General features: G+C 72.2%; 18 protein-coding genes. 9 read left to right on the top strand and 9 right to left on the bottom strand.

Annotated elements, in window-relative coordinates:
• Window positions 1-3 precede the first annotated feature (3 nt).
• Window positions 4-936 carry a MerR family transcriptional regulator gene (locus ABGB18_RS31475; RefSeq protein ID WP_347699263.1) on the top strand — a complete coding sequence of 311 codons (933 nt, stop codon included), beginning with the start codon at window positions 4-6 and terminating at the stop codon, window positions 934-936.
• Window positions 937-1,351: 415 nt separating this feature from the next.
• Here the strand turns inward: ABGB18_RS31475 and ABGB18_RS31470 are convergent, their stop codons facing one another.
• A complete protein-coding gene (locus ABGB18_RS31470) occupies window positions 1,352-1,804 on the bottom strand; it encodes a MarR family winged helix-turn-helix transcriptional regulator (RefSeq protein ID WP_347699262.1) in 453 nt (150 codons plus the stop codon).
• Between the two features lie 64 nt (window positions 1,805-1,868).
• Here ABGB18_RS31470 and ABGB18_RS31465 point away from each other — a divergent pair, with 64 nt between their 5' ends.
• Both ABGB18_RS31465 and ABGB18_RS31460 read left to right on the top strand, forming a co-directional pair.
• Complete coding sequence (locus ABGB18_RS31465) at window positions 1,869-2,156, top strand: hypothetical protein (protein WP_347699261.1); 288 nt, start codon at window positions 1,869-1,871, stop codon at window positions 2,154-2,156.
• Complete coding sequence (locus ABGB18_RS31460; protein ID WP_347699260.1) at window positions 2,153-2,989, top strand: SDR family oxidoreductase; 837 nt, start codon at window positions 2,153-2,155, stop codon at window positions 2,987-2,989. The genes ABGB18_RS31465 and ABGB18_RS31460 overlap by 4 nt, the downstream gene beginning before the upstream one ends.
• Before the next feature lie 21 nt (window positions 2,990-3,010).
• Here ABGB18_RS31460 and ABGB18_RS31455 read toward each other — a convergent pair whose 3' ends face one another.
• A complete protein-coding gene (locus tag ABGB18_RS31455) occupies window positions 3,011-3,886 on the bottom strand; it encodes a hypothetical protein (RefSeq protein ID WP_347699259.1) in 876 nt (291 codons plus the stop codon).
• Window positions 3,887-3,950: 64 nt separating this feature from the next.
• Window positions 3,951-4,919, bottom strand: a complete 969-nt coding sequence (locus ABGB18_RS31450; protein WP_347699258.1) for a DUF418 domain-containing protein — start codon at window positions 4,917-4,919, stop codon at window positions 3,951-3,953.
• Window positions 4,920-4,982: 63 nt separating this feature from the next.
• Between ABGB18_RS31450 and ABGB18_RS31445 the strand changes: the two genes are divergently transcribed.
• Window positions 4,983-6,167, top strand: coding sequence for a helix-turn-helix domain-containing protein (locus tag ABGB18_RS31445; RefSeq protein ID WP_347699257.1), 1,185 nt, complete (start codon window positions 4,983-4,985; stop codon window positions 6,165-6,167).
• Window positions 6,168-6,333: 166 nt separating this feature from the next.
• On the opposite strand, the gene ABGB18_RS31440 is transcribed toward ABGB18_RS31445, so the two are convergent.
• Window positions 6,334-6,576: a hypothetical protein gene (locus ABGB18_RS31440; protein ID WP_347699256.1), complete on the bottom strand. Its 243-nt coding sequence runs from the start codon at window positions 6,574-6,576 to the stop codon at window positions 6,334-6,336.
• Between the two features lie 89 nt (window positions 6,577-6,665).
• Entirely contained in the window at window positions 6,666-7,037 is a 372-nt protein-coding gene (locus ABGB18_RS31435; RefSeq protein ID WP_347699255.1) for a hypothetical protein, read from the bottom strand.
• Between ABGB18_RS31435 and ABGB18_RS31430 the strand changes: the two genes are divergently transcribed.
• Together ABGB18_RS31430 and ABGB18_RS31425 are read left to right on the top strand one after the other, a co-directional pair.
• Window positions 7,017-7,211, top strand: a complete 195-nt coding sequence (locus ABGB18_RS31430; RefSeq protein ID WP_347699254.1) for a hypothetical protein — start codon at window positions 7,017-7,019, stop codon at window positions 7,209-7,211. The genes ABGB18_RS31435 and ABGB18_RS31430 overlap by 21 nt on opposite strands.
• Window positions 7,212-7,307: 96 nt before the next feature.
• Window positions 7,308-8,459 carry an NAD(P)/FAD-dependent oxidoreductase gene (locus tag ABGB18_RS31425; protein WP_347699253.1) on the top strand — a complete coding sequence of 384 codons (1,152 nt, stop codon included), beginning with the start codon at window positions 7,308-7,310 and terminating at the stop codon, window positions 8,457-8,459.
• A 22-nt stretch (window positions 8,460-8,481) separates the two neighbouring features.
• On the opposite strand, the gene ABGB18_RS31420 is transcribed toward ABGB18_RS31425, so the two are convergent.
• A complete protein-coding gene (locus ABGB18_RS31420; RefSeq protein WP_347699252.1) occupies window positions 8,482-9,354 on the bottom strand; it encodes a UbiA family prenyltransferase in 873 nt (290 codons plus the stop codon).
• A gap of 121 nt (window positions 9,355-9,475) precedes the next feature.
• Here ABGB18_RS31420 and ABGB18_RS31415 point away from each other — a divergent pair, with 121 nt between their 5' ends.
• The 3 genes from ABGB18_RS31415 to ABGB18_RS31405 are packed head-to-tail and all read left to right on the top strand — an operon-like array spanning window position 9,476 to window position 12,102.
• On the top strand, window positions 9,476-10,528 hold the full coding sequence (locus ABGB18_RS31415; RefSeq protein WP_347699251.1) for a 3-oxoacyl-[acyl-carrier-protein] synthase III C-terminal domain-containing protein: 1,053 nt from the start codon (window positions 9,476-9,478) through the stop codon (window positions 10,526-10,528).
• 34 nt (window positions 10,529-10,562) lie between these two features.
• Complete coding sequence (locus ABGB18_RS31410; protein ID WP_347699250.1) at window positions 10,563-11,084, top strand: isoprenylcysteine carboxylmethyltransferase family protein; 522 nt, start codon at window positions 10,563-10,565, stop codon at window positions 11,082-11,084.
• A gap of 4 nt (window positions 11,085-11,088) precedes the next feature.
• Window positions 11,089-12,102, top strand: a complete 1,014-nt coding sequence (locus ABGB18_RS31405) for an NAD(P)/FAD-dependent oxidoreductase (RefSeq protein ID WP_347699249.1) — start codon at window positions 11,089-11,091, stop codon at window positions 12,100-12,102.
• A gap of 32 nt (window positions 12,103-12,134) precedes the next feature.
• Here the strand turns inward: ABGB18_RS31405 and ABGB18_RS31400 are convergent, their stop codons facing one another.
• The 3 genes from ABGB18_RS31400 to ABGB18_RS31390 form a co-directional block, all read right to left on the bottom strand.
• The gene (locus ABGB18_RS31400; protein ID WP_347699248.1) at window positions 12,135-13,319 is read right to left on the bottom strand and encodes a hypothetical protein; all 1,185 of its coding nucleotides are present in this window, start codon (window positions 13,317-13,319) and stop codon (window positions 12,135-12,137) included.
• Window positions 13,316-13,801, bottom strand: a complete 486-nt coding sequence (locus ABGB18_RS31395; RefSeq protein ID WP_347699247.1) for a SigE family RNA polymerase sigma factor — start codon at window positions 13,799-13,801, stop codon at window positions 13,316-13,318. Before ABGB18_RS31395 ends, ABGB18_RS31400 begins: the two co-directional genes overlap by 4 nt.
• 383 nt (window positions 13,802-14,184) lie before the next feature.
• On the bottom strand, window positions 14,185-15,060 hold the full coding sequence (locus ABGB18_RS31390; protein ID WP_347699246.1) for an SDR family oxidoreductase: 876 nt from the start codon (window positions 15,058-15,060) through the stop codon (window positions 14,185-14,187).
• Between the last annotated feature and the right edge of the window lie 55 nt (window positions 15,061-15,115).

Here is a 15,115-nt window from a genome sequence, read left to right as displayed (position 1 = left end):
CGCATGGACGGCGACGCGCTGCTGACGATCGGAGACCTGGCCCGGCGCACCGGGCTCACGGTGAAGGCGATCAGGTTCTACTCCGACCGCGGGCTCGTACCGCCCACCACTCGCAGTCCCGCCGGTTACCGGCTGTACGACGTCGGCGCGCTGGCCCGGCTGGAGTTCGTGCGCACACTGCGTGAGCTGGGGATCGACCTGCCCACCGTGCGGCGCCTGCTGGAACGCGATCTCCCGGTGGCGCAGGTCGCCGAGGAGTACGCCGAGGCCCTGGACGTGCAGATCCGCATCCTGCGGCTGCGCCGGGCCGTGCTGCGCACGGTGGCCAGGCGGGGATCGACGTTAGAGGAGACGGAACTCATGCACAGGCTCGCCAAACTCTCCAACGAGGAACGCCACCGCCTCGTCACCGACTTCATCGACGAGGTCCTGGGCGATCTCGACGCCAACCCCGAGTGGGTCGCGATGATGCGCTCGGCCATGCCGGACCTGCCCGACGACCCCGATCCCGAGCAGGTGGACGCCTGGGTGGAGCTGGCCGAGCTGGTCCAGGACCCGGAGTTCCGCGCGGCGGTCCGCCGGCTGGCCGGGTACCAGGCGGCCGAGCGCGCCCAGGGTGACACCACGGGGCTGCACCACGAGCTCACCGAGGAGGTCCGCGACCGCGTCGGCGCGGCGGTGGCCGCGGAGGTGGACCCCGCGTCGCCGCAGGCGGCCGCCATCGTCGGCGCCCTCGCCACCCGGTACGCCCAGACCTTCGGCCGCGCCGACGACGCCGACCTGCGGGGCTGGATGCTGGTCCGCCTGGAAACGGCCGCCGAACCCCTCGCCGAGCGTTACCTGCAACTGCTCGCGTCGATCAACGGCTGGCCGGTGCCGCCGAGCATGGCACCGCTGTTCGGCTGGTTCATCCAGGCCCTGCGCGCGGGCCGGTAAGCCTCCTGCTCGGGCCGAGCGTGCGACTGCGCCTGGCCCGCGGCCGGGAAGCCGGCGATCTGGGCTGCTCCGGTCCGCTCCGAACGCCGCACGACCCGGCGTCGACATCGAAGGCGATCTTCCCGATGCGGTCGCTGATCAGGTGGTGGCCGCCGTCACTCGCCAGATCGCGGAATACTCGGGGATTCCGTCGAGGTGGGTCCTGATCACGTGACCGGGTGATCCCGGCCCGCCAGTTGATGGGGCCGTTCGTGGTCGCCGTCGGGGTGGACGAGCTTCCCGGAGGCGTATGTGGCATATTCGGGCCCCCACCCATAGGCGTAGTCAGGGTCATCGGCGAACGACAAAGCCAGGGATCTGATCCGCAGGCACGGCCATTCTTCGACTTTGACATGGCGTCGCCGGCCCGGCCCGGTCATCTCGTCCTGGTCTGGCGTTCGGCGACCAGCTTGAAGACACGTTTGAACTCCGCGTACGCCTCCTCGCCGACCGTCCGCGCGTGCTCGGCCTCCATCTCCACCAGGACGGCGTCCGACTTCACCATGTGATCGCGGCCCAGCTCGGTGGGCACGATGAGCTTGGCCCTGCGGTCGGCGGGATCCGGCTGCCGCTCCACGTATCCGAGCGCCACCAGCTCGTCCACCAACGTGCCGATCACCTGCTTGTGCTGGCCCGACTGCGCGGCCAGCTCGGAGGCCCGGCTGCCCGTCACGTCCAGGTAGGCCAGCACGGCTCCGTGCCGCGGCCTGACCTGTGGGTGCCCCATCTCCGACAGCCGGGAGTACAGCTCCTTCTGCAGGCTGAACAGCGTCCGGCTGGACAGGATCCCCAGGTCGGGCGCCTCCCGCTTGCGCTCGCTCCTACGCACGGCCCCGCCTCCCATTTAGTCACTGATTTTGACTGTCACTGATCCTTACTATATCGTCCCTGGCATGACGGCGACAGTGGAAATCACCAGGTTCCGCGTCTCTCCCGAGCACGCGACGGACCTGCTGGGCGCGCGTGGCGCGATGATCGCGGACTTCCAGGCCGACCGGGACGGGTTCCTGGGCGCCAAGCTGGTCGAGCTGCCCGACGGCGAATGGCTGGACCTCGTGGAGTGGCGCTCGCCGGCCGGCTTCGCGGCCTCCCGCGCCAAGGGCGGCAACCTGCCAGGAATCCAGGCCTTCTTCGCCCTGATCGACGAACTCGTTTCCACGGAAGAGGGGACACTGCGATGACCATCCTGATCACCGGTGCCAACGGCACCGTCTCCCGAGAGGTGCTGCGCTCGCTGCAGGGCACGGTGGACCTGCGGGTCCTGGTGCGTGACAAGGCCAAGGCGCCGTCAGGTGCCGAGGTGGCGGTCGGCGACCTCCACCACCCGGAGACGCTGCACCAGGCATTCGAGGGCGTGGACACGGTGTGGCTGCTGGTCCCCATGGGCCCGGACTCCACGCACGCCAGCGGCAACGCACTCTGGGCGGCCAAGCAGGCGGGCGTGCGGCACCTCGTCCGCATGTCGGCCATCGGCGCGGGACACGACGCGCCGACCCGCAACGGCCGGCTGCACGCCCTGTCGGACATCGAGCTGAGGGCCTCGGGCCTCGGCTGGACCGTCCTCCGCCCGGCGAACTTCATGCAGAACCTGCTCGGCTCCGTCAACGGCGACACCTTCTACGGCGCTCCGGGGGAGGGGCGGATCGGCATGATCGACGTGCGGGACATCGCCGACTTCGCCGCAGTCGTGCTCCGCGACCCCGCGCGCCACCAGGGGGAGACCTACACGCTCACCGGGCCGGAGAGCATCCGGCTGCGGGACATGACGGACACGCTGTCGGAGGTGTACGGCAGGCCGATCGCCTACCAGCCGCTGACCCCGGACGACGCCTACCCCGTGCTGCTGCAGGCCGGGCTGAAGGAGTGGGACGCAGAGGTCACCAAGGAATACCTGAAGGCCTACGACGCGGGCTGGGGCGACTACACCACGCCCACGTTCACCGCCGTGACGGGCCGGCCGGGCAGGACGTTCGCCCAGTTCGCCCGCGACTACGCCGACCGGCTCGGCGGATGAGACCGCGCCGGGTGCGGGAGGTCAGTCCGACGGGTGCAGCCGCAGCCACAACTCGGCGCGTTCGGCATGAAGCTCCCGTCCGAGCTGCCGATAGGCCTCACGCATCAAGATCACGGTCGTGCGGTCGTAACTCGAGAGCGACTTGAGCACGCATAGCGCCGAGCCGGGATACCCGTCGGCGAGGAATCGCCGGGCCGACGGCTCGTACGCTTCGGAATCCCACGGGTGGTCCACCCGTACGGTGCCGGGCGCGAACGCCGCCGCGTCGGCGAGCACGCCGATGCCGTCGCCGGTCGGTTCGTACCGCCATCCCTGAGGGACCACCGGACGGATCGCCCGCTTCGAACGGGCCCCTGCCGCGATCTGCGTGGAGCCGAGGTCGGGGCGCAGGCCGAGGGCACGGCACACCGGCGCCCAGCGCGCGTCCTCGGCAGGGGGCTCCCGCCTCTTCTCGGGCCCGCCCCTGGCCGACCAGTTCGCCACGCTGCCGACGAGCAGGTTCTCCAGCGCCTCCTTCGTGTTGTCGCCGAGCCAGAGCGCCCGATCGTCGACCGGGGCGAACGACACGCACAGGTGGTCCTCCGCGTCCAGCTCCGGCGCGAGTACCGCCCACCCGTAATGCAGCGCGTCACCGCCGTTCCAGCAGAAGGGGAGGATTTCGAGCGGCTGAAAGTGATAGGTCAGCTCGCCGCACAGCGCCCGCGGATCGTCGCCGCTGGGCGGCTCGCCGAGAAGGCTCGGGTCGAGGTCCCCGCAGAAAAGGTCGCCACCCCGGTCGATCCACTCGGCGTAACGCCATACGTCCGGATCGTTCGGGTCCAATCCGTCCATGATGAACTCGACCAGCGAGACGAACGTGGCAGGCAGCCGGAACGTTCGATGCAGGGGGTGGCGCAAGACGACCTCCGGACAAATCGTGATCTTGTACGGCAGCGTAGTGCAGCGCGGGCCTGTGGCGGGCTCAGCTCGCGGGGACGCGCAGGGCTGAGCGGCGGGCCCAGGTGGCCCAGCGCCAGAGCCACTCGATGGGACCCTGGCGGTGGCGGCGCAGCCAGAGCGTGGAGAACAGCCACTGGGCCGCCAGGATGGCTCCCGCGGTGACGAACGCCACCGTCAAGGACTGCCCGATCGGCAGGCCGAGGACCCGACCGGCGGCCAGAACGAGGAGGGTGGCGGTCAGGTAGTTGGTCAGGGCCATCCGGCCCAGGGGCGCGAAGACGGCCCGTAGCACCGGTCGCAGCGGTGTTCTGAGCAGGACCAGCAGGGCGCACACGTACACGCCGGCGATCAGCAGGTCGGCCGGGGAGGATGCCAGGGACCGCGGCATCGGGCCCGCGCCGGCCGGCAGATGGGCCTGCGCCCATCGGGTGGCGGCTGCCCCCGCCGCGAAGGCCAGGCCCAGCAGGAGCGGTCCTCGGGTGGAGTGCTCGATCCGCTCGATCACCTCGTACCGGACCAGTGCCGAGCCCAGCAGGAACAGCCCGGCGATCAGCAGGAGACCGCCCCCGCCGCTGACCAGCGCCCCCGTGACGGCCACCGCGGCGAGACCCGCGGTGGCCCACCGCGGCAGCCAGGTCGAGGGCAGCAGCACCAGCAGGCCGACGACGGCGTACTTGGTCAGGATCTCGCCCGGCCACAGCAGCATGTGGGCGAGGCCGATCGCGAGCAGCGTCAGGAGCCGGCGCAGCAGGACCAGCCGCGGACGGGGGACGCGGTTCGCGGCGGAGTCCAGCAGCAGCGAGAACCCCACACCGAACAGCAAGGAGAAGACCGGGAGCCCGAGCCAGGGGTCCGCGTCCCCCATGGGCGTCGCCGCGACGGCGGTGCCGCCGGTGGCGATGAGCTGGACGTTGGCGAGCAGGATCTCGCACAGCACGAACCCGCGCAGAACGTCGAGGGCGGCGATACGCGCCCGGCCGGGGGAGGTCATCGCTGGGCCTCCCATCCCGTCGCCGGCACCGGAACCACCAGCGGAGCATGATCGTTACAGGACATGGGGCTAATCCTGCGGATGCCGCCCCATGCCGGACCTCGACCACAAGTTTGGTCACGGCAGTACTTTCGGCCTGGTTCCGATACTCAGGTGAACTCGAGCGGAAGGAAGCGAGAAGGCGGGCGAAGGCAGGAAGACGCCTTGGTACGGGGGAGGTCTGTGGTGCTGGAATCGGTGTGGCGGACTGTCGATGTGCCACCGATGGACCGGTTCGACTTGTGGCGGGAGAAAACAGCTTCGACTGTCTGCCCGATGGACATGACCAGCCCGCACGCGGAGGACTTCCGGGCGGAGATGCGGCAGGTCCGGCTCGGTGAGGTGGGCGTGTGGCGGGCGGACTGCCAGCAGATGGACTTCCACCGGACGGCCAGGCTGATCAGGCGCTCCGATCCCGAGAGCTACCAGCTCGCCTTCCCGCTGACCGGGGCGGTGGGCATCAGCCAGGCGGGCAGGCAGGAGGTGCACGGCTCCCACCAGATGTACCTCGTCACCACCTCACAGCCGTTCGTGGGCAGGAACTTCCCTGCCATGCGCGTGGTGGGCCTGGAGGTCCCCAGGCATCGGCTGCCGTTGCCGGACCAGAGCGTCGACGGGCTCGTCACCCGGCCGCTGCCGGGGCACCGGGGGGTCGGGGGGCTTCTGGCCGGCACGCTCACGCGGGTGCTGCGGGACAGTGGCACCTATCGGGCGGCGGACGCGTCCCGGCTGGAGGCGGTCGTGGTGGACCTGTTCTCGGCCACCCTCGCTCATCATCTCGATACCGAGGATGCCCTTCCGGCGCATACGCGCTCCCGTACGCTGGCGTTGCGCATCCAGTCTTTCGTGCGGCGCCATTTGCATGATCCCGATCTGACGCCGCGGACGATCGCGGCCGCTCATCACATCTCCACCGGTCACCTGCACCGGCTCTTCCACACGCTCGGTCATGACGCGACCCTGGCGGCCTGGATCCGCCGTGAGCGGCTGGAGCGTGCCCGCCGGGACCTGGCCGACCCCGCCCAGCGGGCCACGCCGGTGCAGCACATCGCCGGGCGCTGGGGCTTCACCGATGCCGCGGTCTTCTCCCGGTCCTTCCGCGCCGCGTTCGGCGCTCCGCCCCGGGACTACCGCCACCACGCCCTGACCGACACAGCCGCGGGAACCGGCGAACCGTCGTCGTCGGCGCCGCCCCCGAACAGTGCGTGAGCGGGAGGCGGCGCCGTGGTGTTCATCCCCAGGCATCACAGGACGCACACCAGATCGCGGCACTTTCAGCGAGCGACGACCGGGATCGGGCGCGCGACGGGATGGCCGTCGCGTACCCGCTCCCTGGTGCGGGCCGGTTTCCCGTGAGGGTCGACCGGCGTCTGGTTCACGCCTTGGTCACCCGGACCACGGCGCTCCCCGTGGACTCCTTCACGACCTCGATGGTCACGCCGGTCGCCGGGTCGCGGAACACCGGGTTCTTCCCCGCGCCGAGGCCGAGCGTGCCGATGTCGAGTTCGGTGCACGACCCCTGCCGTCCCGAGTCCTGGCCTGGCGTCGTGGACCTTGATCGAGCCGTCGCCGTTCGGGATCGAGGCGTCGACCCGATAGACGAGTACGCCGGGATCACAGATGGTGGGGTCGTCGTTGACCTGGTTCCGCCGCAGCTCCGCTTCTCCGCATGTCTGCCTTTCGTTCGAGTGGGTGTGCCGCGAATCCCTACGTGCCGACCTTCGACCGGGCGGCGGCGCTGACGAGTGCGGACCGTTCCCGGGCGTCGATCACGTTCGCCGTGACGAGTTGCCCGGCGACTTCGGTCACGTGCCGGACGAACTGGCCGTGGTCCGGCCAGTCCTCCGTGTCCAGGATGTGGTCGTTGACCGTGCAGGTGCCGGTCAGCGACCGGTTCGGCACCCCGCTGTCGATCCCGCCGACCACCACCGTCGGCCGGACGTCCGGCTCGGCGCAGATCGGCATCGCCGGCGGCCCGCCGACGACGGGCAGCTCGACCGACGTCCTGGCCAGATCGACGGTGAGCACGGTGCCCGGCTCGGGATGCAGGGTGAACTCGTGGTCGGTCGAGAAGATCATCAGTCCGATCCGCGACCCGGCGGGAAGCAACTGCCCGCCGGTCTGGACCTGGAGGTCGTCATCGGCCTGCTCAGCGGCCCGTTCTTCTACCGCCGCCTCATCGCGCACCGGCCCATCCCGCCTGACCTGGTGCAGGGCGTCGTCGGCGGCGTGCTCCCCGTCAGGGACCGCTGATCCGCGGCGTGCACCCACTGTCTGGGCTGGTCGCCGTGGCGGGATCGGCGGGACGTGATGAGTTTCTGATCGTGTGTGCGGTGGGACAGACCTCGCATGGACGACATGTGGGACGTGGTGATCGTGGGAGCGGGTCCGGCGGGCTCGGCGGCGGCGCTGCGGGCCGCGCAGCTGGGCCCGGAGCTGCGCGTGCTCCTGCTGGACAGGGCCGACTTCCCCCGTGACAAGCCGTGCGGCGACGGCATCGCCGCCCACGGGCGCGACGAGCTGGCCCTGCTGGGGTTGCCCGCGCTCATCGACGACTACCGGCCCGCACCCCGCCTGACCGTGGTCTCGCCCGGCGGGGTGCGGGTCTCCGCCGAGGCCGCGCGGCCCAACCACGTGGTGCCGCGCCGGGTGTTCGACGCTCGCCTGGTGGCCGCCGCACGGGCCAGGGGCGTCGAGGTACGCCGCCACCGCGTCAAGGAACTCGCCTTCGACGGGTCCGGGGTGGTCATCGACGGGCGGCTGCGGGCCCGTACGGTGGTGGCCGCCGACGGGGCCGGCTCGGTCGTCCGCCGCCTGATCGGCCTGGCCGCCCCCGCCGAGAAGCACACCGCCATCGCCGTGCGCGGCTACGCCGACGTGCCCGAAGAGGACGACGTCCAGCTCATCGCCATGCAGAAGGCGGGCTGGCCGGCCTATGCCTGGTCGTTCCCGATCGGCGACGGCACCGCGAACGTCGGTTTCGGCATGCTGCTGCCCCGGCTGCGCGCGGCGGGGGCGCCCGGGCGCCAGGTGCTGCACGGCAGGCTCGCCGAGCTGCTGCCCGACCGGCCCGCCCGCGAGCTGCGCGCCCACCACCTGCCGCTCTCGACCGGGCGCCCGGCGCCCGGCGCCGGACGGGTCCTGCTCGCCGGAGACGCCGCGGGGCTGATCAACCCGCTCACCGGCGAGGGCATCTACTACGCGCTGCTGTCCGGGCGGCTGGCGGCCGAGGCGGCGGTGGAGTCGCCGGGCGATCCGCTGGCGCTGTACCGGGGGAAGCTGCGCGAGGCGCTCGGGCGGCACCTGCGCACCACCGACGTGCTGGCCCGGCTGGCCCAGTCCCCGGGTTTCATCGACGCGGCGATCGAGGTCGCCGCGAGCAGGAAGGAGGTGTTCGACCTGCTGGTGGAGGTGGGACTCGGAGCCGGTACGGTGCCCGCGCCGCTCGCCCTGGCCGTGGGGATGCGCTGGCTGCGCGGGTCCCTGCACGCCGGGCGGTGAGCGGGGCGTGGGGACCTGCGGGTCATGCGGTGAGGGAGGCGCCGCCGGCGAGCAGGAGGATCACGTCCACGGCCGCCACGGCGACGGCGGTGACGAACGGCACCCGTGAGGACCGGGCGGCGAGCAGCAACCCCGTGGCCGCGAGGGCCGAGGCGGCGGCCACGGCCAGCCAGCCCGCCACACCGGGGGCGCCGCCGGGCCCGAAGACGAGCAGGCAGGTGGCGGCCAGCAGCGGCACGGGAACCAGAAGCCGAACGCGGGCGGTGCCCATGCGCTGCGGCCAGCCGCGTACGCCGGTGCGCAGGTCACCCGCGATGTCCGGCAACACGTTGGCCAGGTGCGCACCCACACCGAGCAGCGCGGCGGCCAGGACCGCCCACCACGCGGGCCACGGCTCACCGGGCAGGCCCAGCGTCACGAAGGCCGGCAGCACACCGAATCCCACGGCGTACGGTGCCCACGACAGGAGCGTCGCCTTCAGCCCGAAGTCGTACCCCCAGGCCGCCAGCACCCCCGCCAGGTGCAGCGCGCCGGCCCGCCAGCCGGAGGCCAGGGACAGCGGCACGCAGCAGGCCAGCGCGACCAGGGCGGCGATCCAGACGGCACGCGCGCTCACCGTGCCGCCCGCGACGGGCTTGCCCGCGCGCCCGGCCGCCGCGTCCCGCTCGGCGTCGATCGCGTCGTTGCACCAGCCGATCGAGAGCTGCCCCGCCAGCACGGCCGCGCCCACCAGGACGCACCCCGCCGCGTCCCGCCCCGTGGCCACGGCCAGCGCGGTGACCAGCGAGGTCACGGCCACGGTCGGGCCGGGATGGCACGCGCGCGCCAGCCCGGCAGCCGGCCGTCCCGGCCGCTCGCGCACGACGGCGGCGGCCGCGGGGTCGGGATCAGTCACAAGATGATCGTAGACCGGGTGACCGGCGCCGAGAATTCCCACGCCTCCCGTGTGGCTTAAATGACCATTTGAAAGGGAAACGTGCGGGAGTGAGAGTTGTCGGCTGCTGAGGGAGAACTGCATGACCCGTATCGCCGCAGTCCGTTGTGCTTTCCCTCCCCACCGCTACCCTCAGTCCGAGCTCACCGACCTGGCCGCCCGCGTGTGCCTGCCGGAGAACGCCGACCGGCGCCTCCTCGACCGCCTGCACCGCAGCGCCCGGGTGGACTTCCGCCACCTCGCCCTGCCCATCGAGCAGTACGAGAAGCTCAACGGTTTCGGCGCCGCCAACGACGCCTTCGTCTCGGTCGCCGTGGACCTGGGACTCGAGAGTGTGAAGGCCGCTCTGGACGCGGCCGAACTGGAGCCGACCGACGTGGACATGATCATGTTCACGTCGGTGACCGGCATCGCCGCGCCCTCGGTCGACGCCCGGCTGGCGACGGCGCTCGGCCTGCGGCCCGACGTCAAGCGGATCCCCGTCTTCGGCCTGGGCTGCGTGGCCGGCGCGGCGGGCATCGCCAGGATCCACGACTACCTGCGCGGCTGGCCGGACCACGTGGCCGTGCTGCTGTCGGTGGAGTTGTGCTCGCTCACCGTGCAGCGGGGCGACTCCTCGCCCGCGAACCTGGTCGCCAGCGCGTTGTTCGGCGACGGCGCGGCCGCCGTGGTGGCCTGCGGCGGCGAACGCGGGGCCGCCGGTCCGACCGTGGTGGCCACGCGCAGCCACCTGTATCCGGGCTCCGAGCACGTCATGGGATGGCAGGTGGGTGACACCGGGTTCCGGGTGATGCTGGACCCGAGCGTCCCGGCGGTCGTGCGACGCTACCTGGCCGACGACGTGCACGGCCTGCTGGCCGAGCACGGCGTGACGGCGGGGGAGGTGACGGCGTGGGTGTGCCATCCCGGCGGGCCGAAGGTGCTCGAAGCCGTGTCGGACGCGCTCGGCCTGCCCGCCGACGCGCTCGACGTGACGTGGCGCTCCCTGGCCGCCAACGGCAACCTGTCCTCGTCCTCGGTCCTGCAGGTGCTCGGTGACACCCTCGCCACCCGGCGGCCCGAGCCGGGAACCTGGGGACTGATCATCGCCATGGGTCCGGGCTTCTGCTCGGAACTCGTCCTGATCCGCTGGTGACCGCTCCCATGATCCGACTGCGGGTGACTGCCTCATGACCTGGTATCTCGTGCTCGTCGTACTGGTCGGCCTGGAACGTGTGGCCGAGCTGGTCGTCGCCCGGCGCAACGCCGCGTGGAGCATGGCGCGCGGCGGTGTCATGACCGGTCAGGGACACTATCCGTGGATGGTGGCCCTGCACACCGGGTTGCTCCTCTGCGCGCCGCTGGAGGTCGCGCTGGGGGAGCGGCCCTTCCTGGCCGGGCTCGGCTGGCCGATGTTCGCCCTCGTCGTGGCGGCCCAGGGGCTGCGGTGGTGGTGCATCGCCTCGCTCGGGCCGCGCTGGAACACGCAGGTGATCGTGGTGCCCGGCCTGCCGCTGGTGACGCGCGGTCCCTATCGGTTCCGGTGGTTGCGGCATCCCAATTACGTGGCGGTGGCGGTGGAGGGGCTCGCGCTGCCGCTGGTGCACACGGCGTGGGTGACCGCACTGGCGTTCACGGTGCTCAACGCCGCGCTGATGGTGGTGCGGATCCGATGCGAGAACGCGGCCCTCGCCCTCGCCGCGGGGCGGTGACGGCGTGATCGACGTGCTCGTCGCGGGCGGCGGCCCGGCGGGGCTGGCGGTGGCCGTCCACGCGGCGCTGGCGGGGATGGAGGCGGTCGTCGTCGAGCCGCGGGCCGGGCCGGTGGACAAGGCGTGCGGCGAGGGCGTCATGCCGGGCGGGGTGGCGGCGCTGAAGGCGATGGGGGTGGAGGTCGAGGGGCTCGGGTTCCGCGGCATCCACTACCTCGACGGCCGGCGGGAGGTGCGCGCCGCCTTCGCCACCGCCCCCGGGCTGGGCGTACGGCGTACGCGCCTGCATGCCGCGCTCGCGCGGCGGGCCGCCGAGCTGGGCGTCAAGACGGTCACCGGCAAGATCACCCGCGTCGAGCAGGACCGGGACGGCGTGACGGCCGGCGGGCTGCGGGCCCGCTGGCTGGTGGCCGCCGACGGGCTGCACTCGCCGCTGCGCCGCTCCCTCGGCCTCGACCTGCCCGCGCGCGGACCCCGCCGGTACGGGCAGCGCAGGCACTACCGGATCGAGCCATGGACCGACTTCGTCGAGGTCCACTGGTCGGGCACCGGCGAAGCGTACGTCACGCCCGTCGCCGCGGACCTGATCGGCGTCGCGATCCTGAGCTCGGTACGGCGCGGCTACGACGAGCACCTGCGCGGCTTCCCCGCCCTGAGCCGCCGCCTGTCCGGCCCGGCCGTCACCCCGGTACGCGGCGCGGGCCCGCTGCGCCAGGCCGTGCGCGCCCGCCGCGCGGGACGCGTCCTGCTGGTAGGGGACGCCGCCGGCTACGTGGACGCGCTCACCGGCGAGGGCGTCTCGCTGGCCGTGCGCTCGGCCGAACTGCTGGTCAGATGCCTGGCCGAGGACCGGCCCGAGGACTACGACGGCGCGTGGCTCCGGCTGTCCCGCACGCACCGGCTGCTGACGGGCGCGCTGGTGCAGGCCGCGCGCCGCCCCGGCACGGCCCGGCTGGTGGTGCCCGCCGCCTGCCGCCTGCCCGGCCTGTTCACGGGCATCGTCAGGACCCTCGCCTGACACTCCCGCCCAGCGGTGAGGGCCTCGGCCGTTCACCAACCGCGCAGCGAGTAGACGATCACGCCCTTGGGCAGGTCGGCGACGCGTGACAGGGCGCCGGTGCCGATGTTCCAGCCGATCAGCCTGTCCGCGCTCTCGATGATCACCGTGTCCTGCCCGATCCAGCCGCGCACGGAGCAGCCGATCTTCCCGCACCTCATGTCAGGAGGATCGCCCCAGGGCAGGAGCAGCGTCCTGACCACCCGTCCCGTGGCGATGTCGGCCACGACGACGACGTCGGCCGGCTTCCCCCGGTCATAGCGGGCCAACACGGACCTGGCGACGAGGCCGCCGCGCTGCCATCCGTGGTTGCCCAGCATGCCCACGGGCATGCTGCCCTCGTTGGTGATGTCCCGGACGTCCAGCTCCACCTCCGACTCGCCCTCCCGGACGACCGTCCAGCCGCCTTCGTCGGGCGAGACGATCCTGAGGTCGCGGTAGCCCGCGACACCCATGAACCCCTTGTACGGCTGCCGCCGCACCTCCCCCGTGGCCAGGTCGAGCAGGTAGTTCGCCTCCTCCTGCTCGACGAGGAGCCGTCCGCCGCGCCAGAGCACCACCTCGTTGAACCCCGGCACCGGGTAGCGCCTGGCCTGGCCGACCACGAGGTCGACGACCACCACCTCGTCCTTCTGCGGGAAGGCGGCCATCGTCCCGTCGGGGGCGAGCGAGTTGGGCTTCAGCGGCCCCGCCACGTTGCCGCCCGCGTCCACGGAATCGGCCAGCTTCACGTCGAGGGGGATGCGGCCGCCGGATTTCATGACGTAGATCCGCCCGTCGCCGTACTCGGCCAGTGCCAGGACGGGGCCGGGAACCGCGGTCACGACGGGGATGTCGGCCCACCGCTCCGGCAGCCCGGTCGCCACCGCGGGCAGCCCGGCCTGAGCACTGGGCGGCGGCGCGGTGTCCATGACGGGCGGGATCGCGGGCGTGGGTGTGACGCTGGGACGAGCGGTGACGGCGCGTTCGACCGGCTCCGGGAACACGGCGATCCCCGCCACGACGAGCGCCGTGACCGTCGCGGCCGCCGCGGCCGCCGCGGCCGCCGCGGCCACCGTCCACCGGCGGCGGCTACGGCTCCGCGTGCCCTGCCGCCACAGCTCGCCCGCGCGCGATGACCCCTCGGGCAGAGTCCCGGCGAGATCGTCGAAGAGCTCCCGCAGTCTCTGGTCCGTCATATCAGCACCTCTTCCAGCTCGGGAGCGATCTCGCGCAACCGCTTCAGCGCCGCGTACGTCTGGCTCTTCACCGTCCCGGACGAGACCTGGAGGATCTCGGCGACCTCCCCGACGGGCAGGTCCTCGTAGAAGCGCAGCACCAGCACCGCCCGCTGCTTCACCGGCAGCCTGGCCAGCGCGCCGGCGAACACCACCTTCAGGTCCGACGCTCCCGAGGTGTCACGATCCGCCTGGTCGAGCGGCTCCCCGGAGGCGAACTCCCGACGCCTCCGCCACCTGGACGCCACGTCCCTGTACAGGGTGGTACGCACGTAACCGACCGGGTCGGTGTGCACCTTCGTCCAGCGGCGCGCCAGTTTGATCAGGGCATCCTGGAGCAGGTCCTCGGCGAGATGCCTGTCACCGCTGATGAGAATGGCGGCACGCAGCAGCCGCGGGTGCCAGGCAGCGACGAAGGCCTCGAACGCCTCGGAATCCGTCATATAGACAAGACGCCCGAGAGGGGGTGAACGGTTGGGTTCCTACCCGATGACGAGCTCGCCGTTGTCCACAGAGGCCGGCTGGAGGACATCGTCCTCACAGAAAACGCATGTGGACGCTGAGATCGGACCTCCAGTCGACCACCCGTTCCCGCAACCATGCGATGAGCCGCGCCGGCGGGTCGAAGTACGCGGCGTGAATCTCCTGGCGTGAGGTCAGTGCCCAGCCCGGCCGAGATCCCCGAGCGTCGCGACGCTCCAGCCCGGAGAAGAGCACCCCACGGAATGTGGGCCTGCCCCCGCTCAGCAGGCGCGGGAGCGGGGAACACCTTCCAGCGGCCGTCCCCGCTCGCGGCGACCTGGGTTCGTCGGGGTCGTCGACGAACCTAGCGGGAGAGATAGCCGCCGGTGGTGTCGAGGTCGTGGCCCACGACGGCGCTCGCGTCGTCCGAGGCGAGGAACATGACCACCCGGGCGATCTCCCCGGCGCCCACGATCCGCTTGATCGGGTAGTCCTGGGCGATCTGCTCGTACGTCAGCCCGAACGCCTCGGCCGCGCGCCGCAGCATGGGCGTGTCCACGGCGCCGGGTGCCAGCGCGTTCACCCGGATGCCGTCGGCCGCGTACTCCAGGCCCGCGACCTTCGTCAGCGACGCGACGGCGTGCTTGCTCGCGTTGTAGGGCGCGATCGTGGCCCACCCGACCTCGGCGGACACCGACGCGGTGTTCACGATGGCGCCGCCGCCCCGCTCCAGCATCCTCGGGATCTCGTACTTCATGCCCAGGAAGACGCCGGCGGCGTTGGTGCGCCACACCGCCTCCAGGTCGGCGAGCGTCTGCTCGTGCAGGCGGACCGCGCGCGGGCTCTCGATCCCGGCGTTGTTGACGGCGATGTCGATCCGGCCGTGGCGGCGTACGCACGCCTCGACGAAGTCGCGCACCTGGTCCTCCTCGCGTACGTCGGCGCGCCGGAACGTGGCCTTGCCGCCCGCGGCCCGGATGCTCGCGGCGACCTGGTCGCCGAGCGCCTCGCGGCGGCCGCAGAAGAACACCGTCGCCCCCTCGGCCGCGAACGCGCGGGCGGTGGCCTCGCCGATGCCGGACGTGGCACCGGTGATCAAAACCACCTTGCCCGCGAACCGGTCCCGGGTCCGCTGGGCGGTGCCGGGCGTAGGGGAGGGGGTGGCGGCTTCGGCGGTGCCGGGCGCGAGGGCGGCCACCGCGGTGGCGGCGAGGACGGTCCTTCTCGACGGCGCTGACATGTGCGTGGTCATGCCGACAGGCAACCAGCCGGTGCGCGCCACGGGCCAATACCTG

It is taken from the genome of Nonomuraea sp. B12E4, assembly GCF_039871825.1.
Taxonomy (GTDB): domain Bacteria; phylum Actinomycetota; class Actinomycetes; order Streptosporangiales; family Streptosporangiaceae; genus Nonomuraea.
The sequence above is the reverse complement of the archived record's forward strand: the minus strand, read 5'-3'. Positions and strand labels throughout refer to the sequence as shown.

Excerpts from the sequence above, each read along its gene's own strand:
- ABGB18_RS31445 (WP_347699257.1), top strand. The coding sequence starts at position 4,983 with ATGGGGCTAATCCTGCGGATGCCGCCCCATGCCGGACCTCGACCACAA.
- ABGB18_RS31415 (WP_347699251.1), top strand. The coding sequence starts at position 9,476 with ATGACCCGTATCGCCGCAGTCCGTTGTGCTTTCCCTCCCCACCGCTAC.
- ABGB18_RS31400 (WP_347699248.1), bottom strand. The coding sequence starts at position 13,319 with ATGACGGACCAGAGACTGCGGGAGCTCTTCGACGATCTCGCCGGGACT.
- ABGB18_RS31395 (WP_347699247.1), bottom strand. The coding sequence starts at position 13,801 with ATGACGGATTCCGAGGCGTTCGAGGCCTTCGTCGCTGCCTGGCACCCG.
- ABGB18_RS31435 (WP_347699255.1), bottom strand. The coding sequence starts at position 7,037 with ATGATCTTCTCGACCGACCACGAGTTCACCCTGCATCCCGAGCCGGGC.
- ABGB18_RS31450 (WP_347699258.1), bottom strand. The coding sequence starts at position 4,919 with ATGACCTCCCCCGGCCGGGCGCGTATCGCCGCCCTCGACGTTCTGCGC.
- ABGB18_RS31465 (WP_347699261.1), top strand. The coding sequence starts at position 1,869 with ATGACGGCGACAGTGGAAATCACCAGGTTCCGCGTCTCTCCCGAGCAC.
- ABGB18_RS31475 (WP_347699263.1), top strand. The coding sequence starts at position 4 with ATGGACGGCGACGCGCTGCTGACGATCGGAGACCTGGCCCGGCGCACC.
- ABGB18_RS31460 (WP_347699260.1), top strand. The coding sequence starts at position 2,153 with ATGACCATCCTGATCACCGGTGCCAACGGCACCGTCTCCCGAGAGGTG.
- ABGB18_RS31410 (WP_347699250.1), top strand. The coding sequence starts at position 10,563 with ATGACCTGGTATCTCGTGCTCGTCGTACTGGTCGGCCTGGAACGTGTG.
- ABGB18_RS31390 (WP_347699246.1), bottom strand. The coding sequence starts at position 15,060 with ATGTCAGCGCCGTCGAGAAGGACCGTCCTCGCCGCCACCGCGGTGGCC.
- ABGB18_RS31425 (WP_347699253.1), top strand. The coding sequence starts at position 7,308 with ATGGACGACATGTGGGACGTGGTGATCGTGGGAGCGGGTCCGGCGGGC.